At 58.2% G+C, this 24,952-nt stretch carries 24 protein-coding genes, 1 tRNA gene and 1 pseudogene; 18 read left to right on the forward strand and 8 right to left on the reverse strand.

The window, feature by feature from the left end:
- Positions 1-4: 4 nt before the first annotated feature.
- Positions 5-976, reverse strand: a complete 972-nt coding sequence (locus Q9R17_RS14120; RefSeq protein WP_308155235.1) for a FecR domain-containing protein — start codon at positions 974-976, stop codon at positions 5-7.
- Positions 973-1,506, reverse strand: coding sequence for an RNA polymerase sigma factor (locus tag Q9R17_RS14125; RefSeq protein ID WP_308158350.1), 534 nt, complete (start codon positions 1,504-1,506; stop codon positions 973-975). Before Q9R17_RS14125 ends, Q9R17_RS14120 begins: the two co-directional genes overlap by 4 nt.
- A 290-nt stretch (positions 1,507-1,796) precedes the next feature.
- On the opposite strand from Q9R17_RS14125, the gene Q9R17_RS14130 reads away from it, so the two are divergent.
- Positions 1,797-2,798 carry a 2-hydroxyacid dehydrogenase gene (locus Q9R17_RS14130; RefSeq protein ID WP_308155236.1) on the forward strand — a complete coding sequence of 334 codons (1,002 nt, stop codon included), beginning with the start codon at positions 1,797-1,799 and terminating at the stop codon, positions 2,796-2,798.
- A gap of 36 nt (positions 2,799-2,834) precedes the next feature.
- On the opposite strand, the gene Q9R17_RS14135 is transcribed toward Q9R17_RS14130, so the two are convergent.
- The gene (locus tag Q9R17_RS14135; protein ID WP_308155237.1) at positions 2,835-3,371 is read right to left on the reverse strand and encodes a carboxymuconolactone decarboxylase family protein; all 537 of its coding nucleotides are present in this window, start codon (positions 3,369-3,371) and stop codon (positions 2,835-2,837) included.
- Between the two features lie 109 nt (positions 3,372-3,480).
- Between Q9R17_RS14135 and Q9R17_RS14140 the strand changes: the two genes are divergently transcribed.
- The gene (locus Q9R17_RS14140) at positions 3,481-4,452 is read left to right on the forward strand and encodes an AraC family transcriptional regulator (RefSeq protein WP_308155238.1); all 972 of its coding nucleotides are present in this window, start codon (positions 3,481-3,483) and stop codon (positions 4,450-4,452) included.
- Between the two features lie 60 nt (positions 4,453-4,512).
- Positions 4,513-4,588, forward strand: a tRNA-Thr gene (locus Q9R17_RS14145).
- Positions 4,589-4,911: 323 nt separating this feature from the next.
- Here the strand turns inward: Q9R17_RS14145 and Q9R17_RS14150 are convergent.
- From Q9R17_RS14150 to Q9R17_RS14160, 3 genes are all read right to left on the reverse strand, one after another.
- Positions 4,912-5,394, reverse strand: coding sequence for a hypothetical protein (locus Q9R17_RS14150; protein WP_308155239.1), 483 nt, complete (start codon positions 5,392-5,394; stop codon positions 4,912-4,914).
- The gene (locus Q9R17_RS14155; protein WP_308155240.1) at positions 5,369-5,761 is read right to left on the reverse strand and encodes a hypothetical protein; all 393 of its coding nucleotides are present in this window, start codon (positions 5,759-5,761) and stop codon (positions 5,369-5,371) included. The genes Q9R17_RS14150 and Q9R17_RS14155 overlap by 26 nt, the downstream gene beginning before the upstream one ends.
- Before the next feature lie 104 nt (positions 5,762-5,865).
- Positions 5,866-7,368 carry a hypothetical protein gene (locus Q9R17_RS14160; protein WP_155760420.1) on the reverse strand — a complete coding sequence of 501 codons (1,503 nt, stop codon included), beginning with the start codon at positions 7,366-7,368 and terminating at the stop codon, positions 5,866-5,868.
- Between the two features lie 522 nt (positions 7,369-7,890).
- Here Q9R17_RS14160 and Q9R17_RS14165 point away from each other — a divergent pair.
- Positions 7,891-9,093, forward strand: coding sequence for a site-specific integrase (locus Q9R17_RS14165; RefSeq protein ID WP_308155241.1), 1,203 nt, complete (start codon positions 7,891-7,893; stop codon positions 9,091-9,093).
- A 5-nt stretch (positions 9,094-9,098) separates the two neighbouring features.
- Here the strand turns inward: Q9R17_RS14165 and Q9R17_RS14170 are convergent, their stop codons facing one another.
- Positions 9,099-9,440: a helix-turn-helix transcriptional regulator gene (locus Q9R17_RS14170; protein ID WP_308155242.1), complete on the reverse strand. Its 342-nt coding sequence runs from the start codon at positions 9,438-9,440 to the stop codon at positions 9,099-9,101.
- A 149-nt stretch (positions 9,441-9,589) separates the two neighbouring features.
- On the opposite strand from Q9R17_RS14170, the gene Q9R17_RS14175 reads away from it, so the two are divergent.
- Together Q9R17_RS14175 and Q9R17_RS14180 are read left to right on the forward strand one after the other, a co-directional pair.
- Complete coding sequence (locus tag Q9R17_RS14175) at positions 9,590-10,123, forward strand: hypothetical protein (protein ID WP_308155243.1); 534 nt, start codon at positions 9,590-9,592, stop codon at positions 10,121-10,123.
- Between the two features lie 40 nt (positions 10,124-10,163).
- Positions 10,164-10,505, forward strand: coding sequence for a hypothetical protein (locus Q9R17_RS14180; RefSeq protein WP_308155244.1), 342 nt, complete (start codon positions 10,164-10,166; stop codon positions 10,503-10,505).
- A gap of 352 nt (positions 10,506-10,857) precedes the next feature.
- Here Q9R17_RS14180 and Q9R17_RS14185 read toward each other — a convergent pair whose 3' ends face one another.
- Positions 10,858-11,418: a hypothetical protein gene (locus Q9R17_RS14185; RefSeq protein WP_308155245.1), complete on the reverse strand. Its 561-nt coding sequence runs from the start codon at positions 11,416-11,418 to the stop codon at positions 10,858-10,860.
- A 115-nt stretch (positions 11,419-11,533) separates the two neighbouring features.
- On the opposite strand from Q9R17_RS14185, the gene Q9R17_RS14190 reads away from it, so the two are divergent.
- From Q9R17_RS14190 to Q9R17_RS14245, 12 genes and pseudogenes are all read left to right on the forward strand, one after another.
- A complete protein-coding gene (locus Q9R17_RS14190) occupies positions 11,534-11,986 on the forward strand; it encodes a hypothetical protein (RefSeq protein ID WP_308155246.1) in 453 nt (150 codons plus the stop codon).
- A gap of 315 nt (positions 11,987-12,301) precedes the next feature.
- Positions 12,302-13,231, forward strand: coding sequence for a hypothetical protein (locus Q9R17_RS14195; protein ID WP_308155247.1), 930 nt, complete (start codon positions 12,302-12,304; stop codon positions 13,229-13,231).
- Positions 13,232-15,678: 2,447 nt separating this feature from the next.
- Complete coding sequence (locus Q9R17_RS14200) at positions 15,679-16,869, forward strand: hypothetical protein (RefSeq protein ID WP_308155248.1); 1,191 nt, start codon at positions 15,679-15,681, stop codon at positions 16,867-16,869.
- Positions 16,866-18,122, forward strand: a complete 1,257-nt coding sequence (locus Q9R17_RS14205; protein WP_308155249.1) for an HD domain-containing protein — start codon at positions 16,866-16,868, stop codon at positions 18,120-18,122. The genes Q9R17_RS14200 and Q9R17_RS14205 overlap by 4 nt, the downstream gene beginning before the upstream one ends.
- 10 nt (positions 18,123-18,132) lie before the next feature.
- Positions 18,133-19,248, forward strand: coding sequence for a site-specific DNA-methyltransferase (locus Q9R17_RS14210; RefSeq protein ID WP_308155250.1), 1,116 nt, complete (start codon positions 18,133-18,135; stop codon positions 19,246-19,248).
- Positions 19,245-20,261, forward strand: coding sequence for an AIR synthase related protein (locus Q9R17_RS14215; protein ID WP_308155251.1), 1,017 nt, complete (start codon positions 19,245-19,247; stop codon positions 20,259-20,261). The genes Q9R17_RS14210 and Q9R17_RS14215 overlap by 4 nt, the downstream gene beginning before the upstream one ends.
- Positions 20,262-21,006: 745 nt before the next feature.
- A complete protein-coding gene (locus Q9R17_RS14220) occupies positions 21,007-21,813 on the forward strand; it encodes an RHS repeat-associated core domain-containing protein (protein ID WP_308155252.1) in 807 nt (268 codons plus the stop codon).
- A gap of 945 nt (positions 21,814-22,758) precedes the next feature.
- Positions 22,759-23,121 (forward strand): hypothetical protein, encoded by a 363-nt coding sequence (locus Q9R17_RS14225; RefSeq protein WP_308155253.1) that lies wholly within the window; start codon positions 22,759-22,761, stop codon positions 23,119-23,121.
- Positions 23,118-23,900, forward strand: coding sequence for a hypothetical protein (locus Q9R17_RS14230; protein ID WP_308155254.1), 783 nt, complete (start codon positions 23,118-23,120; stop codon positions 23,898-23,900). The genes Q9R17_RS14225 and Q9R17_RS14230 overlap by 4 nt, the downstream gene beginning before the upstream one ends.
- An 11-nt stretch (positions 23,901-23,911) precedes the next feature.
- Positions 23,912-24,352, forward strand: a complete 441-nt coding sequence (locus Q9R17_RS14235; RefSeq protein ID WP_308155255.1) for a hypothetical protein — start codon at positions 23,912-23,914, stop codon at positions 24,350-24,352.
- A 13-nt stretch (positions 24,353-24,365) separates the two neighbouring features.
- Positions 24,366-24,488 (forward strand): annotated as a pseudogene (locus Q9R17_RS14240) (IS30 family transposase); the annotation flags it as partial.
- Between the two features lie 55 nt (positions 24,489-24,543).
- Positions 24,544-24,879, forward strand: a complete 336-nt coding sequence (locus Q9R17_RS14245) for an immunity 53 family protein (RefSeq protein WP_308155256.1) — start codon at positions 24,544-24,546, stop codon at positions 24,877-24,879.
- The last annotated feature ends 73 nt before the right edge of the window (positions 24,880-24,952 follow it).

The raw sequence follows: 24,952 nt of genomic DNA on the forward strand, positions 1-24,952 counted from the left end.
GGCCTCAGCGGGTGCGGTGCAGTTCCAGCGCGCCATCCGCACGTCGCTGGGCGGAGATCGACCATCCCAGTTCCAGCACGGACAGCAGGTCCTCTGCATCGCCCGCGCGGAACGTTCCACTCACCGCCAGCGCGGCAACCGATGGGTCGGTGACCACCAGCGGCGTGCGCGTATAGCGGTTCATGCGTTCGACCACCACCGACAGCGGCGTGGCATCGAACACCAGTGCCCCCTGCAGCCAGCCTGTACTGGCCGCGCTGGACACCGGTGGGCCGCGCAGCATGCTGCCCGACGGCAGCACCTGCAGCTGCTGCCCGGGCAGCAGCATCTGCTGCGCACGGCCGCTGCTCACTTCCACCGCCCCTTCCAGCAGGGCGACATCGACGTGGCCGGCCGACAGGCGCTCGACCTGGAAGGTGGTGCCGATATCGCGGATGGTGCTGCTGCCGGCCTGGACCCGCAGCGGCCGCGATGATGGGGCGACCTGCAGCTGTACGCGGCCGCTGTCCAGCGTGATCCGGCGGGTGCGCCAGCCGATGCGCATGGTCAGCGAGGTGCCGGCGTCAAGCACGGCCACCGTGCCATCAGGCAGCACCTGCCGCTGCGCATGCAGGCTGTGGTTGGCCTGGACCTGTGGCGTGGGGAACCCGTCGTTGACCAGCATCCAGCCCAGGCCGACGGCCAGGCAGATGCCGGCTGCGACGGCCAGCTGCGGCCAGCGCCGGTATGTGGGTGACGGTGCCCGTGTGGTCCGGGCAGCGCGGCTGCGGAGCCCGCTGTCGCCAGCCAGCGCCGCGCTGTGCTGGTACAGCCGCTCTGCCTGTGCCCAGGCCTGCACGTGCGTGGGGTGGGCCGCCAGCCAGTCCTCGAAGGCCTCGCGTTCGTCGGCGCTGCAGTCCGGCGCTTCCAGCCGCGCGACCCATTCGCTGGCACGCTGGAACAGCGCATCGGCCTGGGCAGGTGTGTGGCGGCTCATCGGCCTTCCCCATCCGGGTGGAACGGGTCCGGCCCCAGTTCCTGGCGCAGGCCCTGCAGGGCCCGCGCGATATGTTTTTCCACGGTCTTGGCGGTGATGCCGCAGTGGCTGGCGATCTGCGTGTAGCTCATGCCGGTGATGCGGTTGAGCAGGTAGACCTGGCGTGCCCGCTCGGGCAGCTTGAACAGCGCCGCGCGCAGCAGGCCGAGCATCTGCCCGGACTCGGCCTGGCGCAGCGGATCCGGCACGGGGCTGGGCGGCTCGCTGCTGCCTTCGTGTTCGGCCAGGGACAGGTGCGGGCGTGCCTGGGGTGAGCGGCCACGGTCAGCCAGGCGGTTGCGGGCGATGCGGTACAGCAGCAGGCGCAGTTCGTCGCTGCCGTGGCTGCGGTAGCGGATCAGCCGTTCCATGCAGTCCTGCGCGATGTCTTCCGCATCGTCCGGGCCGACGCCGCGCGCGCGCAGGAAGGCGCACAACGGCCCGCGTTCTTCGCGCAGGAAGGAGGCAAAGGTGTCCGGCGCCCGGGGCATTTCCGGCGCACAGCGGAACAGGGGAGACGGGACGGACAGGGGAACCTCGGACAACTTCCGGCGACGTACACCTGCTTCTTTTACGCGACGATGAACAGATGGGGAAGAGGTGAACTGCGTCGTGGTTTTATTTTGAATGCGTTCAGCTTTAGGGGCGGGAGCCGCTGGGGGTGATGGGGCCCCTGCATCGTTGGCTACTATCGGCCTGCCGGCACCCGTGCTCCACCGCCAGCGCGCCGCTGGCGGCCTGATGCGTTATGGTCGAGCGGGTTTTCCCGTGCAGGTACCTCATGCAGATCGCCGTCTTCAGTGCCCGTCCCTACGATCGCCGCTTCCTGGACGAGGCTGCGGCCCGCGCGGGCCTGGACGCCATCGAACGCGTCTATTTCGATGCCACGCTGGATGTGCATACCGCCCCGCTGGCGCAGGGATGCACGGCGGTCTGCGTGTTCGTCAACGATCGCCTGGATGCGACCGTGCTGCACACCCTGCATGCGCTGGGCGTGCGCGCGGTACTGCTGCGCTGCGCCGGCTTCAACAACATCGACATGGCCGTGGCCGGGCAGCTGGGCCTGTTCGTGGCACGGGTACCGGCCTATTCGCCCGAGGCGGTGGCCGAGCATGCGCTGGCCCTGGTGATGACGCTCAACCGGCAGACCCATCGCGCCTACAACCGCGTGCGCGAAGGCAACTTCATGCTCGATGGCCTGCTGGGCCGCACCCTGCACGGGCGCACGGTGGGCATTGTCGGCACCGGCAAGATCGGCTTGGCCACCGCGCGCATCTTCCATGGCATGGGCTGCACCGTGCTGGGCCATGACCCGTACCCGGCGCCGGCATTCGCGCCGCTGGGGACAATGGTTGCGCTGGACGAACTGCTGGCCCGCGCGGACATCATCTCCCTGCATTGCCCGCTGACCCCGCAGACCCGCCACCTGATCAACCGGGATTCGCTGGCGCGGATGAAACCCGGCGCGATGCTGGTCAACACCTCGCGCGGCGCGCTGGTGGACACGCATGCGGTGATCGAGGCGCTGAAGGCACGGCAGCTCGGCCAGCTGGCCATCGATGTCTACGAGCAGGAAAGCGCGTTGTTCTTCCAGGACCTGTCCGGGGAGATCATCGACGATGACGTGTTCCAACGGCTGATGACCTTCCCCAACGTGCTGGTGACCGGTCACCAGGGATTCTTCACCGCGGAGGCCCTGCAGGAGATCTCGGCGATCACCCTGCAGAACCTTGCGGACTTCACCGCTGGCCGGGACTCCCCGAACCGGGTGGCGGCGGCCTGAGGCGGGCCTGCCCCCGGTGTGCTTGCAGGTGGGGGCTTATGCCACGGCCGGGAAATCGACCGTGGTGTCGTTGGTACGGTTCACCAGGTTGGTGAACGTGATCGAGGCGATGACCAGCGCGATCTCGATCAGCTGGCGGTCGGTGTAGCCCGCCGCCTGCACGGCCTCCACGGCGTCCTGCGGCACCGTGCCCTGGGTGCTGACCAGGGTGCGCACGTAGCGGGTGAGCGCATCCAGCGGCGGGGTGCCGGGAGCGCCGCCGGAGCGGATCTGCTGCAGCGCTTCCGGCGACAGGCCGGCCATCCTGCCCATCAGCGAGTGCGCCGCCACGCAGTAGTCGCAACCGGCGTAGGCACTGACGGCCAGGCGGATCGCTTCGATATCGGTCTTGCCCAGCGAGGTCCGGCCGACCACCTCATCCAGCGCCAGCAGCGCGGCCAGGCTTTCCGGGCTGTGCGTGCCGATGGTGGCGTAGGCATTGGGCACCTTGCCGACCGCCTTCTTGATGCCGGTGAACAAGGTGGCGGCCAGGCCGGTGGCGTCGGCGGGGGAGAGTGCGGAGAGACGGGACATCGTAGCTTCCTTCGTTGTGGGAGACCGGGAGCGGTCGAAGGAAATGCTAGGCCTGGAGTGTGAGATGATGAATGCCGTTGATACTCAAATTGATGCCGGATCGTCTCACATGGATGCCTTGAGCCAGATGCTTGCCCTGATCCCGGTGTCCGGGCGGCTGGATGTGCGCTGCCAGTTCGGCGTGCCCTGGCGGATCGAGGAGCCGGTCACGGCCTACTGCGATATCCGCTACCACGTGCTGTTGACCGGCGCGGCACGTGTGGAGGATGGGCTTGGCCCGGCACAGCTGCTGCGGCCAGGGGACATCGTGCTGTTCCCCGGCGGTGCGCCGCACACACTGCACGACGGCAGCGGCCTGCCACCGGTGCCGGCCACGGTCGATACGGCGGGCCACGTTGCCGTGGTCAGCAGTGGCCCGGACGGTACCGGAACCGACTTGCTGTGCGGTCGCTTCCGGGTGCCGGCCGCAGCGCAGCCGCTGCTGTTGCAGCACCTGCCGGCACGGCTGGTGGTACGCAGCGCGGTGCAGGATATCGATGGCCGGGATGGCGCGCAGGTACTGGCCGCCGGCTCCCGGCTGTCGCGGTTGATCGGCCTGATGCGCGAAGAAGCGCATGAGCAGGGGCCGGGCAGTGAAGCACTGCTCAATCACCTGTCGGCCGCGTTGTTCGGCCTGGCACTGCGCCTGGCCAGCCTGACGGATGCACCGCCCCCGGGCCTGTTGGCGCTGGCGCGGGCATCCCCGCTGCGGCCTGCCGTGGAAGCGATGCTGGCGCAGCCCGGCGACGACTGGTCACTGCGGGCGCTGGCCGCACGCTGCAACATGTCGCGCGCGACTTTCATCCGGCATTTCACCGTGGCCTGCGGCGCATCGCCGAGTGTGTTCCTGCTCGGTATCCGCATGGCCATGGCCTGCCGGCAGCTGGTGGATACCCGGTTGTCGATCGCCGCTATCGGTGAACAGGTGGGCTACCGTTCCGATGCCGCGTTCCAGCGGGCTTTCAAGAAGCATCTCGGGGTAACGCCGGCACGCTGGCGGGCCGACGCGCGCGCTGCCCAGTCCAGTGCTGCCGGCGGTTGATCCGGCCCGTTCAGGGTGGATTGACCGACGGGGCAGCCTCCCCGTAGAATTCCGGGCTCGGCCGGAATAGCTCAGTTGGTAGAGCGGCGCATTCGTAATGCGTAGGTCGCAGGTTCGACTCCTGTTTCCGGCACCATGTTTGATGAAAAGCCCCGGCCTTGGTCGGGGCTTTTTGTTTGGGCGGGTGTTGGAAGTCACTGATTGGTGAGGGATTCGCGGCGAACCGATCATTGGTGGACACTCATCCTGTCCGTTGCGGATGGTTCGCGTCCACGCGAATGGGGCGGGTCGATTCTGATCACTTGGCTTCAGAGGACCTTCCGCTCAGTCAATCGCCATCACGCGGGGAAAGCTCGAGATCCCGACCAGCACGCGACGCTTTGGCGCGAGTCTCCTGGGAGCATTCGCTTGACGCTGGTATGCCGAGACTCGTTACTCTGAGGCTCGGCAAGTGCCGATTCAGGGACTAGAAATGGGGTCCGCTGTTGCGCCGCATCGCGCAGCCAAGTAGGTGGTAAACATGAGTTCTTTATCGCTGCTGTAGGCTCCACTCAGTTGTTCCAGCCACATCAGGTTGAGCCGGGCATCGTACAGACTTGCAAAGAGGAAATCGTCGGACGTATCGAGGCGATACGCCTTCACCAGATTGTTAAAGAACTGATTGTTGCTGGAGCCGCCTTTTCCCACTTTGGCCGCTTCGTTCAAGACCGTGGATAGTTCCCCTGCGGCATGTGCGCTAATTGCTGCAATCGCAGTCTTCGTGCATGCGCGAGCAATCATATCTCGGTCGGATACGCCGGAAGTGAGGCGAGTCGGATCAATGTGGGCGCGGCGCTTGGGTGCTTCTTGCGACAGGGCCTGTGTGCTCATCAGTGCTGTTATCGCAAAGGAGAGCAGGCCGACCTTGAAGGGTCGATCAAGCTGCAGGTAGCCAGGCGTCATGTTCTTCGCACCAGTCAAAAAATAGAATCAAGTGTTCAAGTTCGTAGAGGGCTTTGCTCAGCTCTCCTTGGATCTTGCGATCGCTGAAACTAGCTATGGATCTTGATATGGCCATGTTGGCCAAGAACTCGTGGGCCATGCTATTGCGATGGCTGACGACGCTTTTGAGGAAATGTATGAGGTCCGGGCGAAGCCCCTTCCTTTCAAGCTCGCTCTTGGTTTGCCCTAGCGTCCAGCGCTCCATGCTGTCGAATTGGATATCGGAAATGCGAGCCAGTAAGCCCTTGAGTGCTAGCTCAAGGAGCTGAGATTTACCCATGAAAATTGCATACTGTTCGAAGACCGAACGCTCTTTGTACTCGGTCATCTTGTCTAGTACCCTTCGTTGGACCTCGTCCTTGGACACACTTATAGCGTCTGTCATCCCTTAACTCCCAATGCCAAGCTTTCTAGTCTCGAGACGGATCAAGATTAAGCGTCCCGTCGGATCTCTAAGTTGTTCTCAACCGCAAAACGGACCTTCGGGTCCCGGATCTCGTAAAGGGTAGAGCCATTGGGGCCCTTCTCCTCACACCGGCGGACCAGACCAATCGACTCCATGCTTACGATGTAGTTCTGGGTTGAACTTCCGGTGCCTGCTGCGGCATTCAAGCTGTTGGTAGTAAATCTGATATCAACTAGCTTGTTCAGATGTGCGATGTAGGAGTAGACGTCCAAACTATTCGCGCGCGCATCTTTTTTTCGAGGGTAGTACTCGAAGAAGGTGAATTCTTTGACGAAACGACGAATGCCGCTTTCCATCGCTGCAGTTGTGATCACATGCGAGGTGCTGTCTTGGGCATATTGCTCCCGGATGATTCGATTCATTAGCTGCCACAGGTCCCTCGGATTGGCGTTTGCCAGCGGAAGAACCTTTTCGCGGAAGATAGCGGCGTCATCGACAACCTGTGCATATGCGACTATCTTGCCGTCAGAGTGAAGCTCCAGGCGTTTGTCCAGGATGTTGAGAAGTTCGTCAGGCTCCCATCGGACTTGCTCTACACAGAATTTATTGGATCGAAAGTCGGGCTTGACCTTTTGGAATGGAACACTCCAGATCGAGAAGATGAAGTGCAAGTCCTGTTGATAGAAAATGTCGTTCTCGGTAAGGAATGGCCTCAAGAAGTCCGCAATTAGCTCGGAGTCGTTGCGAAGCCTTGAGTCCTCATCAATACGGTCGACCACCAAGGTGAGGCTTTCCATTCCCACCTTCTTGCAAAGCGCTACGGTCTGTTGAAGTACTACGAGATTGGCTCTTGCTTCGTCCAATGTGCTGTCCACGCTCAGATCAATAGCTTGCAGGTACTCTTTTGCACCTCCAAGCGTCGGCTGTGGAAGCCCTAGCGACTTGCTTACTGTCTCAGACAGCATGTCGACGGCTGCTCCCGCAGCAGAGTTGAGAAGGCTTCTGAAGAAATTGAATGTACTAGCGGCCCATCTTTTCATTCGGTGGTGCTGTACGCTCCGGAGATCGTCCATCAACGCGTTGCGCGAGAGGGTTGACGTATGGTGCTGCAGCAGATATGAGATAAGCACCTTGTCATGCTTCGTCAGCTTGTAGGGCCGGCGAAAATTGGCCATCGTCGGTAGCAGGCGCTTCAGGAGCGCGTTTGCGAGGGTCGATATGTAGAGGCTGTAAATGTCGGATTGACTTGGTGTGATCGGAATTGCAGAGAAGTCCGTGATCTGAGCGACGATCGATCCTGGCCCGCTTGCCTTCACCAACTCAAAAAGGAGGGCGGTCTTCCCTGTCCCCCTGTCGCCATATAGGAATATATTCTTCCGGCTCGTTGCTGCTTGCACAGCTGGAGAGTAGGCGAGAGGTCGAACAAAGGCGTCGCTTAAGAACTCCTTCTCTTCCTCGGCGGTGAAAACCGAAAATGGATACTTGGTAAGACCAAGTCCCTGCGTAAACGCATCGAAATCGACTGACACCATGCTGCTCCTTTGCTTTCCTCTAGATCACATTATTGCTGGTTCGATGGCCAAAGTCTGCCATTGTTTTTTGACTCGGAATTTCGGGGAAAAAGTACCAGGCGCTTCCGGTCAATAAGCTGCGGCTACGTGAAAGGCTAGGTCTCATCCTTGACCAAAGTGCCAATTCAATGGTCGGGATGCGGCAACGTCCACCCCTGTGGGTAAGTCATCGAGCGCGAACGAAGCGCCTACATCCAGCCGTAGATACTATCTGCGAATGGCCTGAGAGGCAGGTGGCTTGGCCTCGATGACCTGACAGCGAAGTATGGGGTGTGATGGTTGCCAGGTGCCAGGTGCCAGGTGCCAGGTGCCAGGTGCCAGGTGCCGTGGGGAGGGGGGAGGGGGGCGACCTGGCACTGATTCCCGAGAGGGTGGGCTTTGGTTGGGCGCTGCAACCTCAGTGCGGACAATCCGCATCCAAACACCGCCTCGCATCCTGTCCTAAGTTGGTCTTATCGCCACTTACGGACAGTCCGCCCGATGTCATCCGCCCTCACTAAGCGCATCGTCCTTACAGCAGAACCCCGAGATCGCCCCTACGAGATCAGGGACGCTCAGGTTCGTGGCCTGATCTTACGAGTGCAGCCATCAGGTCACAAAGCTTGGATCGTGACCTGGGCGCACGGTAAGCGGCGTACCTTGGGGTCGGTCGAGCACCTGACGCTTGATCAAGCCCGCGACCAAGCCCGGCAAGCGGTCGCTGAATACGTTCAGTCGGGATTGCCTGCGCTCGCAAAGCCCAAGCCCACTAGTTGCACGCTGGAAACACTGCTCAACGAGCATTTCGAGCCGTGGGCGATAGCTGAGCTCAAGGGCGGTCGTCAGTACCCGGACCGCATCCGATCAGTGTTCCCGTGGCTGCTGCGCCGTCAGATCATCGACATTGATGTGACCACGATGGAACGTTGGTGGCGTGGGCGTATCACTGGCCCTGATGCCGTCACCAAGGCTACCGCAGCGCGCGACTTTGCTTGCCTGCGGTCTGCCTTGTCGCGGGCCGTTGAGTGGAAGCTGATCGAGACTAATCCCCTCATGGGCATGCGTCAGCGATCAGCAGCTAGCCGCAAGGTGGTTCGGTTCCTGTCCTCGGACGAAGAAGCGATGCTCCGGGCCGCGCTGGCAGCGCGCGATCTAGCTGGGGTTGAGGGGAGGGCGAACGCGAATACGGCCCGACGTAAGTACCGGCAAGCGGTTCTGCCTGATTTGCCGATGGACGGGTACGTCGATCACCTGACCCCGGTGGTTCTTACAGCCATTAATACTGGTATGAGACGTGGTGAGCTGTTGTCGATGAGCTGGGCTGACATCAACTGGGAAGCAAAGATGCTGACCATTCGAGCCGAGAACGCCAAGTCCGGTAGGCAGCGCCACATCCCGTTGAATGCCGAAGCCATGGAAGTTCTGCAGCGTTGGGCTAGGCAAGCGGGCGAGCGCCGCGCAGGCAAGGTCTTCGATGTGACCGACATCAAGAAGGGGTGGGGAAAACTCATAGCCGATGCCCGCATCGAAGAATTCCGGTTCCATGACCTTCGGCATCATTTCGCATCACGCTTGGTGCGGGCAGGCGTGGACCTGAACACCGTCCGGGAGCTCTTGGGTCATGCAGACATCACCATGACTCTTCGCTACGCCCACCTGGCCCCGGACACCCTGGCGGCGGCTGTCGCCAAGTTGGCGGCGTGAAAGGGCTAGTCCTTCTGCTCCCCAGCCAAACGCTCGAGCTCTTCCCGCATCCTTTGGCGCTCCCCAGAGGGAAGCTTGGCGAAAGCCAAGATCGCCGCAGCTAGGTCATCGTCCTCAGCGAACAGGTAGGCGACCGGGACATCCAATGCCTTGGCCAACTCCGCAGCCTTGGTCATGTCGGCTTGGTTTCGTTCGCGCTCGTACCTGTTGATCAGTGCGGCACCCCGGTTCTTGTCCTGGTCCTTATCCACCAGCGCCCCCAGCGCGCGCTGGGAGAGCCCGCGCAGTGCTCGAGCTTCGGAGAGCCGCTTGGAAAACGTTGCAGTAATGACAGTGGGCGAGGGCACGCGGAGGTAACGGTCTGTGAACCTGCAGCAGCATGGGCCATATACCTGATCAGTAGAAGTCATTACCATAGCAGTATATGACGCTGTGCGAGGTGTGACTGGCTGCAAAGGGTGGCCGGGCCCGTCAGCGCTCAGTCGGGGACGTTGGGATGAAGAACCGGATTACGCATGTTGCCGTCATGTCGTTGGTGCTGACGGCTGTTGTTCCCGGGGAGGTAGTGGCTCAACAACAGCGGTTATACGACCGTTTCAAGGATCGAACCTCCTACGAGGCCAAAGTGGAGCTATCGGAACTGTCCAAGACCAGCAGGGGCATTTCTGTGAGCCTACAGAGCGTGGTAGACGGAGACCGCGCTGTAACGAAGTCGGACTCTTTCACCGTTTCGGCCATCGTCACCTTCAACATGTCCTATGACGTTCGCTGTGCGGGTACAGGCTTTGACATGCTCGTGGACGGAAGGGCTGTTTCGCTTCCCAGCGACATGCCGGCGTTCAATCGATACGAGTACGCCATCCTTTCCTTCGGCAAGAGGATGACCTTGGCAGAAGCAGGGGCCTTCGCCCGTGCCAATAGGATCGAGGTCCGGGTCTGCGATACCGAATACAGCCTAGATGACGAGCAGCGCGCTGCGCTGCGTGATCTGGTCAAGGACGCTCAGATGGGTAGTTCAAACGGTGGCTGATGTCGGAAACCCTCGCACATCCAATCATGGAGGAGAGAACATGCAAACCAGCGATTCAGCAATTAATCTCTATCAATGCCCGGCTTGTCATGCTGCGATACCCTCGGGCAGATCATCTGCGAAGTGTCCTAAGTGCTATGCGGACCTGCCCAAGGCAATTGTTGAATCGAATCGCGCTGCCGCGAGCGCAGGGCAGGAGCTTGGGTCCGCGACGTTGTGCGTGGTGGTGGGCCTGGCCGGGCTTGGGATCGGGCTCTATTTCCTGATCAACCCATCAGCAAGCGGCTACAGCAACATCGCGACCATGCACGCGCTCGCTGTGGGGCAAGCTCTGACCGTCGCTGGGGCTGTCTTGCTTGGGTTCGGCATTCGCCCTCGATAACTTGCTCGCTAGCTTGATCGGGCCCGTTGGCAGAGATGTCAGCGGGCCTTTCGTATGTGCCGATGTCTGCGATCTCGGGCCATCTTCTATTGGGGGTGCTATCCGTAGTCAGAAGTGCACTGGCACGCCCTGCCGCGCGATGTGGGGCGATCCGTCGACTATGCACGCAGGGATGTAGCTGCTCAGCCCGACGCGCGCTATGACGCGATTGGTTGGCATTGCTGAGGCTCCTATCGAGCAGAGGGTCAGGATCATCCGCATCCAAGTCGCGAAGTCCTAGGTGGTACGCGGAAAACGCAGTGCCTGCCCGACGAAGTGGAGGCGAGGTACGGACAACTCCATACAGGCATGCTCAGTCGAACCGGGCGCGCGCCCGCGAAGCAGCAGCCCTCGATTCCTCCTGATGCTTCCCTACTGCGATCTTCGTTTTCTTCTTCGACAGTGTGCGCATGTAAGCAACCCTGCGCTCCTCATCCTGTTCATGCTTACGAATCAGGTTCAGCTTAGCCACGGTCTGTAGGAGCTGCTTCTTCGCCGTGGGCGAGAGCGCCTCGCTAAGGCCGTCGAAGGTGTCCTCCCAAGCGACCGATCCTCCGGCCAACATCGAGCGACCTAGCTTCGTAGTGGCAAGCGCTTTAGAACGTTCATTCAGCGACCTTTCTGTCACTAGGCCGTCGCGCTTCATGCGGGAGACGAGCACCGACATTGATCCGGGTGTTGTGTTGATCATCCTAGCAAGACTGGCACGGGTCATCGGATACGCACTTCCGACTTCTGTCCGGGCAATCGCATCTAGTGCCAGGAAAGCGGAGGTAGACAACTTGTATGTCTTCAAGCGGGCCTCGAGATCGCTCGAGAGCCCATTGATCAAGATCATTAGCGCCTTGAACTCGGCGTGCGGCAGTTGGCTCATGCCACATCCTAAGATGGTGGACTGGTTGAATTCAATGGGTTCGCCACTTGCTTGCTTGGCAACCTTGTTTCCAGCGACGGCAATTCCGCAGTCGCTAGCAACTAGGAGAACTACCATGCACAAGCACAACAATATTGATCGCTCCACCCGCCTCTTCGCTGCGCAGCGCGAGGGCAGGGACACGCTGCACGCCGCGCAGAGCTCAATTTCTGAAACGATCATGGGTGGTGAGCAGCTGGTCGCGGATAAGGCGTGCGAAATCCATCGCGCCTCCATCTACAGCGAGATGACTGCATTCGAGGTCACTACTGAGTTTGCGAACATGCTGCAGCGCTACATCGGGACTACTGACCGTCGCTTCGACCTGCGCGTATGCGATGCCTCGATGTTCCGTGCGATTTGGAAGGCTCGCCAGATGGTCGACATGACCGGTATCAACTACCGCGACTACGTTCAGCGTGCCGTGACCTACCTGCGCCACTGCGGCAAGAAGCGCATCACGCCTGCGATGCTTGTTTCTGCTGATGTGCAGTTGCACGTCATGGAGCTCGATCTCGTCAGCCGTTAAGGAATCCCGCACTCCATAAGGCACGTAGTTCCTGCGCTAGGTGTGGAAGGGTCCTTCGCACCCAGCGCTTACCGGGACGCGATACAGCGCGCGTCACGCCAACCATCTAGTCGGTCCTGGCCGGGTTATCAGAAATGAGGTCCAACAATGACAATGGCAGCATATCGTCGTGCCCAGAAATTGGCAGCGGCAAAGAGGGCTGGGTCTGAAGCGCTGGCGACAGAACAGATGGTCCAAGCACGGGAGTGGATTGCGCCGAGCGACTTCAATGAAGAACCGGACTTTGCGCGATCTGCACATCTGACGTACCGATACATGAGTGCGTACGAGCGCACGCAGAGCTTCTATGAAGCGTATCGCAAACACTACGTCCATCGCTTCTTGCGACGTAAGGGACGCGAGCCGCAGGGGTTCCCGAGCCTTATTAGTGGCCTTGAGGTAGGCGACTTCGCTAGTATCTGGCGGGCACGCCAGCGCGCGGATGCGATGGGGGTGCCCTACGAGCGGTATGTCATTGAGCTGATGCTGGATGCTGACGCTAGCGGGACGCGACAGCTGCCACGGCCGAATCAGCTTTGCAGTGACTCCAAACTGCCCATGCTGCTCGAGCGCTTGGAGCAGAAGCGGGCAGAAGGAATTTTCGATCCCTTTGCAAAGGACTTCGACCCGCGATTCTATGCGGCTAACTTCGTGGGCGACCAACAGCAGCTGGACGCCCTGGCGTGGATCGAGGAGCAGATGGCAAAGGCTGGGAGCGTTCGCAAACCGGTGGTGCTCAATCGCTTCATGTGCATCGAGCAGCTGATTTCGGAAGCAGAGGCTATGCGCCGGTTTGGGCAGGAGCTCGTCGATGAGGCTAAGGCCCACCGAGGGGGGTACACGTCGCGCACTCCGGTGGTGCTTGATGCCCCCGGGCCCTCCGATCCAGCCTGCTTTGGTATGCGCACCGAAGGGCATGCAATCTGCAGCCAATGTCCGGTAGCCCAGCGTTGCACTGAATTTCGTGCCGAAGTCGAGGAAAGGGTCCAGGAGCGATTCGGGGTGCTGAACGTTCCGAAGGAGCGTGAGCGCGTTGCGGTCCGAGACCGCAAGCGTCGACAGCGCGAGCGAGAGCGCAGTGGGGCTGCCATGACGGATCAGGAGCTTCACCGGGTGCTGAAGGAGGCAGGGGATCCCAAGGTGATCCAGAGGCGCGAGAAGGACAAGCAGCGCCGGGATAGGAAGAAACCCAAGAGCCAGGAGTAGGCAAGGGGCCCGGCACTGGGCGAGATGTCACGCTTCCCTATATCTATTAGCTCTTACTTATAAGCTTTAACATATATAGGGAAGCGTGACATCGAGACCTCCCAGCCCGGAGATCCTAGCGCTCAAGAGGGCGGCTTCCGGCAGGCGCTGCCGTCCCGACGCCCCCCCGAGAGGGTGTATCTCCTGACGAGTTCTCCCTCGGCTGGATCCCTCGTAGCCGATCCTCTGGTCTTCGCGTCCGTCAGGACCCTGTCTCGGGAGCTCTGCATGCCCTTGCGGCCTCTGCCATGTATGAAGCCCTGCTTCCGATCCGCGTCATACCGAGCCTGTGTGACGTGATCATTAGCCGGAGATCTGGGTGATGCAGTTGTCGTTCAAGCACTGATAGCGCAAGTCTGTCTCTACCGGCCGGGTGCCGGTGCGGGCAGGGCTGACCGTCACTTTCGCGAGCGCGAGGAATGCTGCCGTTTGCCCCATGCTAAGCGCTACTAAAGCGCATGCTGCCTGAGTTCAGCACGCAGGACGCGGGCAGCGGTGTATGAGTCGGTGCCTGCACTCGCGAGACATGGGGGCCATGTATGAAGCGTACGGTGGTGTTTGGCCTTGTAAGGGCGGTTAAAAATGTGTGCCCTTCAAGTCTCATCCCCTGCGACCGATATGCTCAAGGATGCATAAAACAATCACCGGGACGGCTACATGGATCGTTGGACGTGGATGATGGTAAGGATGTATGTGCCCGCACTTGGGGTCTTGGCGCTAGGGTTGCTACTGATGCTACCGTTGGGAACGCTCCGGGAGAGTCCGGTGCTTGCAGGGGTGTATGCGATGGTGCGATGGGTCCCGGCGTTGGCTATCGCTGTATCGGTCACCCTTGGACTTGTCGCTACTCTAAGGCTTTGGCGCTGGGATCAAGGGCGCAGCGCTTTGGTTTGCGAATGCGGTGGCTTGCTAGGACGGGAGCGTCGTGGGCGTTTTGGTGCATATCGAAAGTGTCTCGCCTGCAACCGCAACGTCAATGATAGGTACTACACGTAGGTTCGGTTCCGGGTCCGTACACCACAAGCCGCTGTCCGCCTTGAAAAGCAGGCATGAGCCCCATCTGGCTTTCCCTTGGGGTTTCACGGGCCCGAATTAGCTCAAAGTGACGGCTCCCCGGCTTACAAGGCACTTATCGGCACCTTGGCGGCCAGTTGAGGCTGGCTAAGTCGTTGTTCCCAAAGGACATCCGGCTATCTCTGGTGCCATGAGTAACTGCATCAGTACTGCAGCGCTCTTCGAACTGGATCGTTCCCCCCCCCCGTCTTGTGTGCCCAGGCCGTGCCCAAAGGTCACCCTTGGGTGGATTTCGCTGAAAATGTAAGGCTAAAAGATGCCATTTTAGGGGGCGCTTGTTGGACTGGCCTTGTCGGCTGTATCGTGCTTATTCGGAGGCGGGTTCAAGACACTTGCTGTCTTGAGGCTTGTGTTCTCGCAAGTGCTTGTTTGCGCTCCAGTCCACTAATAGACTGGGAAAGGGGTGATTTGCATCAAGGGATCCAAGTCTCAGTGCAGACGAGGAATGTTCGCTCGTCCGTGCCGAAGTGAACGGAGGTGTAGATGCACCACGTAAGAGCGATAGTTGAAGTGGCATTGGTTGTCTGACAGGAGACTGCCCAAGCAGCAGAGACCTTAACTTAATTGGCTCCTTGCTGCCCGGGCTAGCAGTTTTTAGCAAAGATCGCAAGGCGCCTGCAATCCAAGCTGGATCGTTGCCGTCCTGCGGTATCAGTTGCAGCTAGCATTTCTATCTCCCAGGGGGGGCGTAGTGGTTGTGGAAATGGACCCAACGAAAATGACCGCGGCAGACGGATGCTTCTTGTGTGCGCCGCCTGAGGACCTTGTGTTTGCGAGAAAAGGGGGGGCTTATGCCCTGTGTGGCCTTGGCCCGATCGTCCCTTACTATACGATTGTAGCCACGCAAGAGCATGTCCCCTCTTGGGCTGACGATCATTCAGATGGTGGAAATTCGCTCTTCCCGCTTCTATCGGAAATACGTGCAATGTTTCGACGGATGGGGATGGAGGTTGCCGTTGGAGAGCATGGGAGAGTTCCCCTATGCGTCGAGACCTTGGTTGCCGACAGGCACTGCTATCACGCGCATCTTCTTGTGTTTCCTGATGTTCCCCAGCAGAGTCCTGAGTTGTTATCTAACTTTGGCGTCACTGCAAATTACTCCGAATGGAGTGATTCTCTAGGGGCTGCAGGTCCTGGCGAGTATTTTCTATTATCTCAGGGCGAGCGCTCGTGGGATATTTGCTCGGAGCCAAGCGGGGCTCCCCGTCAGCTGCTAAGAAGAATGATAGCTAGTTCGATTGACAGAACAGAGCTTGCCTCTTGGAGGGATTATCCAAATCGCGACGACGCTCTCCGTTACGCTAAGGAGCTTCGCGAAGAGTGGGAAAAACGCCATGGTTGATAACATCGCCGGGCACGCACTGGATTTGCTATCCAACCGATTCTCTGAGTCGAGCGTCGAGGGAAAAGCGGGGCGAGGATGGGGGCAATTTATTGATGGAGATAGAGGGCATACGCAGATCGGACCCTATGGAACATCTGCCGGCCTGATCGTTAGTGCCCTCGCAAACGGTCAAGTTGACCTGCCTGCGAACAATGAGGCCGTTAAAGAGCTAGAAAATGAATGGAATTTGTACAGGAAGGGCGGGAGCGAGCAGCTCAAGCTTTTCTCTCAGAACGTTCGCTTGGCGCTCGTTCTGCTGGCTGTTCGAATGGCAGGTGCGCATTTTTCGAAGTTTGCGGATGACATCCGAAGCGAGCTGATCGCCCGGCAGCTTTCCAATGGCTCCTGGGGGGAGTGGTGGGTTAGCAATAGTGAGCACGATGAGCGTAGTAGGACGCTTGCTTCGTCCATGGTAGTGCTGGGTCTCTCGCTGATGGCGCCTGGAAAGATGGGGGTGTGTGATGTTTCGGTGAAGTGGGCTCGTAATCAGTCGCCGTTGCCAATGTCTGGCGCGGGTAAGTCAAAGCTGGATTCGGTGATGCACACGTTGGCTGTTGTGGTGAATCGCCAAGAAAATATGAGTGAGTTCTACCGCATTCTGAGATCCTCCGCCTGGCGAGATCTAATGCAGGAGGGAGACTACCTTGCTGTTCACTTCTATGACTACAAATGGCGCGTAAAGAAGCGCCTTCTTCATGGTCGTGAATATGTTATTGCCCCCGTTAATCTGTTAGTTGGAATTGCGACGCTTCAGTGTAAGCAGAAGACAATGGCCTCATTGGTGGGCCTCGATTTGGCAAGCTCCGTGGCGCTGTCGATGATGTCGAAGAATGGACTGTATATCGTTGGCGAGGGTGCTAGGGCTTCTTCGCTAAATCAGGCCTGGGCTTCGATTCTCGTTGCAAGCAGTGCGGTCGATTTCGGGTCGCAAAATTTTCTGCGGATGGTACTTTTTCTCTTCAAGAAGCGGAAGAACAAGTTTTTTGATAAGTGGTTTCCAGCGATCTCTGTATGTCTTGGGACCTTCCTGTCTGCGTGTGCGCCAGATGTTCCCGCCGCGAAGGGTTCAGCTGCTGTGCTTCTCGTTATTCTGGGGTGGATAACGGCTAGCTCAATCAGTTCGGTCTTGCGAAGGTCATGAGGATCTTCGATCCTCTTTATGGTGCATTCGACGTGCCGAAGTATGTCGAGGCCCTCGCGCTCGCCCCGGAGGTAAGGCGCCTTGGGAGCGTCCGACTTCTCAATACAACTGCGCCAACTACCGCGACGCTAGGTGATCTTCGCCGCTTTTCCCATACGATGGGCGTATTGCACATCTGCACGACCGCACGGTTGGCAGCTTTTGACGAGGAGGAGCGAAAGGCTCTGATAGCGTGCGTTCTAGTCCATGATGTGGGAACTCCTCCCTTTGGTCACCTCTTCGAGACGTTGCTCGCTGAGGAGATCGGCTGGAATCACGAGAGAGTCGCGAGTGACGTTCTCCTCGGGCAGAGTGTTTCCTCTAATGTCGCGCACGCAGTGTTCGCGAATAGAGGTGTCGGATTCTTAAAGATCCTTGGACGAAATGGCATTGATCAACGTCTGGTGCTCGACATCCTCTCTAAGCGCCATCCGCTGTCTGTTCTTCTATTCGGGACTTTGGATTTCGACAATCTTGATAACGTCGCCAGAATGGGGTGGGCTCTCGGACTAGAGTTTGATAAGAAATTTCCTTCGCGGCTCGCATCCCAGCTAGATGTTACGAGGGCCGGATGCTTAGTGCTATCAAGCGAATGGTCAGTTGACGTTCTAGAATGGCTTGCACTGCGAAAGCGTGTCTACGAGGTGCTATTTTTTGACGCAATGACGGTTGCATCTCAGGCTGTGCTGTCTAGGGCTGTAGGGCAAGTTATGAGCTCGTCTGAAGTCTCGGTCGACGATTGGTCGCTGACTGATGAGCAGCTGTTGGCAAAAATGGCGGCAAGTCGATTCGTTGACAAACGCTTGCTAGATTCTTTTTTTGGTCAGCTCCCCTTGCTTGCTTACTGCATCCATTTGCGGTCGGGTACGGCTCTTGATACTTTGAGTAGGCGTGAAATTTATAATCATATTTGCAGTTCCTTGTCTGCTGATCTTAAGTCTGATGTATTGCCTTTTGTTCAAAGAGATAAAAGAACGTTTGGCAGAAGAATGGTTTTTAACGCGCCCGACTCACTAAGTGGTTGGTCTGTTGGTGAGGATTCAGGTGGCGTCGTGGTTTATGCATTCCTTTTTTCTGGAAGTCTTCATAAGGCTGCGAGAATTGAGGCGGTAAGACGATTCCTGTGCGAACTGGAGATCGACGAGGGCCAGGTGTTGCGAGTTTCCATTGAGCGCGAGATTCTTAATGAAATCCAGAGTAGCTTCAGTTTCTAGGCTGCGGGACATGAATTGGGACTTTGAGGGGGCTCGCAGCGAGTCCGAATTTTCGGCGCTGCACTGGCACCCTTGTAGGTTTGTTTCGCAGATCCCGGCGGGGTTGATTAGTTTGTTATCTGACGAAGGCGATGTCGTGCTCGATCCTTTTCTTGGCTCGGGCACTACATTGGTTGAGGCGCAGCGTCTGAAGCGGCGGGGAATCGGTGTCGAGATTAATCCGGTTGCTGCGATGATCGCTTCGGGGAAAACTATTCCGAAGCGCCAGGCTGTAATCAAAAGAGCACTTCACGAATTGGCTGAGTTGGCGCGCGACCAGCTGGAAGGGGACTTGTTGAGGGCGCGCAAGCGGCAGCCGATTCTTCACCCTCCAACAGTGCAGATGGATAAGTGGTACATGCCTGACGTTGGGCGGCAGCTGAGTGTGCTTTGGGGGCTGTTGAATAGCTTGCGGGGCGATTCAAGCAAGCTTGGACATTTGGCCTTCTCTTCGATTCTTATTAGAGTCTGTCGAGAGACCAGACATTGGGGTTATATCTGCGACAATACTATGCCGTTGTCGAGCCGGCGGGCTGATGTCCTGATTGAGTTTCTTCGCTCCCTGTTGATGATCGAGCGAGCCTACGCTGCGCGAGAGCTTTATCTCGGGCCGGGCGAACGTTTGCGGCGGGCTCAAGTAATAAATGGTGATGCGCTGGTGGAACTGGCGCGCTTGAAGGGCTCGGTCAATCTTGTTGTGACGTCGCCGCCTTACTTCGGAGTCAGCGACTACGCAAAGTCTCAGAGGCTAACAGCCGAATGGATGGGTGCCGATGTGGAGCCTGTACGTCTCAAAGAGATTGGGGCTCGAAGTAAGAGGCATCGTAAGGACGCCTACGAAAGTTACATGAGTGAGCTTGTTCGCGTAATGGATGCTTGTCGCGAGAAATTGGTGGAGGGTGGCTTCTGCTGTCTGGTGGTCGGTGAGTCAGCTTCTAGGCGTGGGTACATCGCGCAGTTGCATGATGCTATGGAAGGCATAGGGTTTCAAACTGTGCATTTGGTTGAGCGCGCGGTTTCCGAGCAGAGAAGGCAGAATCCCAGTATTCTTTCTGAGCAGATTGCTGTGTATCGGAGGGTTAGATGAGTACGCTTCTGGACATTGGCGAACGAGAGATTATTCGAAGGTTTCTTTCTCCGCTCGTGGATGGGTTGGGCGACGACTGTGCTCAGGTGCAGGTCGATGCTGGCGTGGCTGTCTTAACGACAGATCCAGTTCCAATTCCTGCTGCTTACGTGATTGGTGGTGACGACGATAAGTATTGGGTCGGGTGGCTACTGGTTGTTATAAATGCGTCTGATCTTGCGGCATCTGGTTGTGATCCAATTGGTCTCCTCGCTGCTATAGAGTGCCCCTCTGACTGGAGTGTTCGTGTATTTGAGCGATTGGTAGAAGGCATTAGGGATGCGTGTTTGGCTCATAAGATCCGATACTTGGGTGGTAACCTCAAGGAGGCGGGGATTTTCTCTGCGACAGGCACGGGTATTGGCTTGTGTGTCGATAGACAGCCGCTAAGTCGTAGTGGAGCAACTAGTGGTGACTTAATCGTGCTAGTGGGGAAGCCTCCAGCGTTCTGGAGGGATGCTCTGGCGGTTCGCTCAGGACGGCAGGCGGATCGCACCGGCCCTTTGTTTCGACCCATTGCACAGAACGAGGTCATGGCTGCCCTCAGTCGGCAAGGCTTGGTTAAGGCGTCTATCGATAACTCCGATGGTTTATTGCCGAGTCTGCAGCAACTCGCAGTCGCAAGCTCGGTATCTATAACGCTTGATTTGGTGCAGATGCGTGGTGGGGGGGCTGCAGCACTAGGTGACTCGGATCCCGTGAGACTTATGCTCGGATGGGGCGATTGGAACATGGTTTGTGCGATTGACCCGGTGAATTTTGAGCGCGTAAAGCTGGTTGCGAAAAGCAATGATAGCGACTGTATTGTTATTGGTGTTGCGGATTTTGGAAGTCAGGTGTATTGGGGGAGTGGTGATCATAAGACTGTTGTGCCAAGGCTTGAGTCCGAGCGTTTTGCGAAAGACTCTTGGTTTTCAGAGGGCATCGACGGCTATGTCTCGAGACTAATGGCAATACCGATTCCGGAAGCATAAGAAGTAAATTGTCTAGAGTCACTTAGAGGCCTCGCAACTATAAGCCATTGCTCAGGCCAGGTTTGTCGCTTTGCCGTAGGGGCGAGTCGCCAATGTTCCGGAGGTTATTTGGCGTTGCTCTTGCTTACGACGCTCCTCTGTACGTGCCTAGCTCTAGATTGCTCTTGTAGATGAGGAAGGTCCTCATTTTCGCCCGCGTCGCGGATGGTCTGGGGTTATGCGCAACCCAAGGCTTAGGTGGCGCTTACCATCAGTTGGGGCAGTTCCGGCCGATCTTCGGAACGGCGTCGCCAAGCGAGCTCGGTAAGGCGTGCAGGAGGCAACGCTCCATGCCGGCCCGCTTGGCCAGAGTAGGGCCTATCCGGTCAGTTGCTAGTCTCCTGGGCCGATAGTAGGGGCACTAGGCTGGGTTCGTAATGCGTAGGTCGCAGGTTCGACTCCTGTTTCCGGCACCATGTTTGATGAAAAGCCCCGGCCTTGGTCGGGGCTTTTTGTTTGTGGTGGGATGTTGCCGGACCATGACCGGCGGAATGGGCAGCTGCTGGTCCGGTAGTGCCAGCCCATGGCTGGCAGCTCAGGAATTACAAACCTCGCGGCCAGCCCGGCTTCCCAGGCGCTTAGCTCTTCGCACTGTTCCTGACCTGCAAAGCACTGCTGGCCACTCCCGTGCTATGAATACTCAGCCTTGCTTTGAGGCACTTTCAGGGATTGGAAGGATGCGCAGGTTCGGGGGAACTGCAGGCGTGTGTCGACCCGCTTCAGAGGATTTGAAGATCGAGTTCGCAAGTTGGGGGCATTTGGCACCTGGCTTTGCTGCGTGCTGCTGATTGGCCTCGGCGTGTCGCCAGCCGCAGTCGCCCAGACGACGGTTACATACATCCATACGGACGCCTTGGGCTCAGTTGTGGCTGAGAGCGATGCCAACGGAAACGTGATCAAGGGCTATGACTACGAGCCTTACGGCGCCGTGGTGGGCGGGGAAGTCACTGACGGACCAGGGTATACCGGGCATGTGAGTGACTCGGCGACCGGACTGAGTTACATGCAGCAGCGGTACATGGATCCGCAGTTGGGTGTGTTCCTGTCGGTGGATCCGGTGACGTCGTATGAACAGCCGGTGGGGCAGTTCAATCGGTACCGGTATGCGAACGGAAATCCGTATGGGTTCATTGACCCGGATGGGCGTCAAGTCTCAGATCCGCGATCATGCCATGACTCCGGAACTTGCATCACAGTCGAGCAAGCTCAGCAACAAGTTGGTATGGATGGCCGCCTGCTTCTGAAAATTCTTGGTGGTGCAGCCGGCGCAGGCGCCACGGGGGGCGCAATCGCTGAGGGCGGCGCTATCTTGTCACCGTTGATCGGAGCGATGCGCGCCACGTATCTGGCAGGAAGGGATTTCGGTCATGCCAGAACGTACATTGAATCCATTGCCCGAGAACTTGGCCCGACGGGTGATCGCTCTGGCCGCAGGACAAGCGAGTTTGAAGGTCAGGGGGGAGGCGCAGGAGCCACACAAATGTTTGATCGCTTGACCCGGGGGGGCTTCTGAGGCTCGGGATGGCGGACGACTTGGCAAGTTGGGTGATGGCTCTATCGTACAGATGAGCGCGCGGACTACAAGGGATGGGGGCCGGGAGACGTCTGTTCGTTTGAGTACCGAGAGGACGGGCACTCGGATCCGAGAAGTGATCAAAGTTCGTTTCAGAGACAAACAGGAGTGAGGTCAATGCACGGTGATAGGTCAACGCTCTTTCGGCGCTACGTAGAAGGTCGGCAGAAAGCCATATTCCCATGGTCTCTCTCGATCGTAGATTGCTTCTTCATTAGCAATGCATTCATGACGTTAAGTGGCTCAGGCTCTGCGAATTTGTTGAGAATATCCGATGAAGGAAAACAAATTGAGAGGGTGGAGATCGGTGACCCATACGATATGTACGATGTTGATACCGGAGCTGGTGGCGCTGAAGTCGTCCTTCTACACGAAGCCTCAGGATCCGCTTGCTATTGGGATGTTCACGAACGATTCGTTGCAGTCACCGGGAATGAGAGATTTTTGGAATTGGTTCGCCCTTATCCGGTTGACATAGAGCGGCATCGCTATGTGGAGGCGATGCTTGATATTGGGCGCGTTCGTGATGGTGAATCGCCGGAGGGGATATACGAGGCACTTTCGTCCGACGTTCACTCAGGGTCACGCGGCAGCTGAGCTCGTGATTAATGGGCGGGCACTGATCCCATTGGTCTTTGATAGGTATCCATGACCTGGATTATCCAAAGGGCAGTTGTCCGCATTGAAGGGTCACCCGATGGCCGATTTGTTCAGGCAAAAGGGCCCGACGGTCAGCCCACTGGGGTTCGAATAGATGGCGGGCACAAGCCATCGACTCATCCTGATCCCCGCACCCAGCAACCGCATGGTCATGTTCCCGGTGTAACCAATGCCGACGGAACTCCCTGGCTTCCGATCAAACAATGAGTTGGAGTAACGTAAGTCATGGAAACTGAAGCTGCGATCATTGAGATGACGAAGCTTGTGAGAGAGTTTGCGTTGGGTTCCGTTGATGCCCAAGCTTTCATTGAGAAGTACTCGAATTTCTACTACTACGAAGCGCTGGACGGACATGAAGCTTCAAGTGCGCTGCACCCCGAGAGAAAAATGAAGCTCGGGCCCGCTGTCGAGCTGCATCGCCGTGTTCAGGAGGACGTGGTGAACAAGATCTCGTTCGATGCGGGACTGTCAGCTGAAGCGATGAGGATGGCTGAGCGACTCTCTCCGGCGGAGGCGCGGGAGCGGGCGCTGAGGATATGTGCAGATGTTGGGATTGAAGTCGTTCTGTCGGCGATCAATGCCACATGAAGCCGTCCGGCGACAGGTTGTCACCACACGGCGAAGAAGCGGCAGTGGCGGAATTTGCTAGTCGCAGCGGAGTCGAATGGCTTGCCTTGCTTAACGAGCGGGGGATGATCTCCAGAGTGACCTGCTTGCGGAGTTGCGGATGTTTCTTGTCGGTCGATCCGGTGGCCGCTTATGACAGCGGCGATTGGCGACATCTCAACCGCTACGGATACGCCTACAACAACCCCTATAAGTTCAACGATCCGGATGGTCGATTCGGTGTTGTCGGCGCTCTAATTGGTGCCGGTATTGAAGCAGGTTTACAAATTGCTACGGAAGGGAAGGTCACCAGTTGGACTTCCGTGGCAGTTGCGGGTGCTGTCGGTACTGTCACTGGTGGATTGGGTGGAGTGATTGGCAAAGCTGCAGTGAGCGGCACAGTCACGGCAGGACGTGCAGTTGTTGCAGTAGCGGCAGTTGGTGGCGCCGCTGGCGCCACTGGAAAAGTAGCCGAAGGCGCATTGACTGGGGAAGGAGTGAGTGCCAAAGAAGTCGTTGTTGCTGCGGTCGCTGGAGCAGTTGGCGGTGGAGTTGGTGGAAAGGTTGGGCTCAGTACGGTCGCAAAGGTTGAAAGCATGGCGGCGAGTAATGGCTTGGCCGGTCATGTCGGCAAGACGACCCAGGCTGCCATGCAGCAAGGTGGCAAGATAGTTGAACCAAGCACCTCGGCTGGGCAGAAGGTGGGTCAGACTGCGGCTGATGCCGCTTCGTCTTACACGGAAAAGAGAGTCAACAAGTAGCAGGCGATGGAATGGAATTTGAATCAATCAGGCCGGTATTCAGTGGTCTTGCTGGTGGTTTCTTGGCCATCCTTTTTTGCCATGCCCTTTCGCGCTGGGTTCCCCGGGTTTGCAATGGAAAGCGCGTCGCGACACTTGTCAGGGAGAATCGCGCAGCAATCTGGCTGGCCAATGGGTTTTTCCTAGGCGGTCTATTGGCTGGTATCGCTATTTATCAATTTGGCTTTCTTCCTGATGACGACTGGCGAGGGATTGCGCTGGGGGCAGGCGGCGGTAGTATTGCCGCCCTTGGAGAGCTCGCAGTGCTCGCCTTGGTAGCCGGCCGCAGTCCAAAAGAGGCGTATGTGGCATACGCTGTTTCCCAGAAGACTCCGGTCGTACTGATTTACGGGATACTCATACTGTGCACCGCATCATTTGCAGCGGCTGTTGCGAGCTTGTTGGCTGGTTAATGCATTCGTATGCTCACCCTGACAACGCCGGAGCAATGAGCGCGCCAATGGCCTGCCATGCCAGTTCTTGCCCAAGGGCGCGGACCTGCCCGTGGCGAGTCAGGAGCATCTCAACCATGTGGCATGTTTGATGAATACCGTCCGCGTCCGGCGCTCCCAGAAGAGCTGCCAAAGCGGAGCTGAGATTATTTATGGACACTGCGATTGCGCTTTTGCAAAGATGGTACTCGAATCACTGTGACGAAGATTGGGAGCATTCCTATGGTATCAAGATAGACACTTTGGATAACCCAGGGTGGATTCTTACTGTCGACCTGGTGAACACGGAGTTGAGTGAATATTCGCTGCCCAGGACGCGCATTGATCGTTCGGAAGTAGATTGGATTCAGTCCGAGATTTCGGATGGGCGCTATATCGCTTGCGGTGGAGCGCTCAATCTGGAGGAGATCGTGCTTCAGTTTTTGAACTTCGCCGAGGGTCCCCGCGTCGACAGTCAGGATGCGCGAACCGACGGCGTAGGGCAGTAGGTTTTTCCGTTCAGCGTTCGGAGCAAGTTTGTGCTCTGTCGTCGCAGACATTAGGCATCGTTAGCGGACGATC

Source organism: Stenotrophomonas sp. 24(2023) (genome assembly GCF_030913365.1).
Taxonomy (GTDB): Bacteria; Pseudomonadota; Gammaproteobacteria; order Xanthomonadales; family Xanthomonadaceae; genus Stenotrophomonas.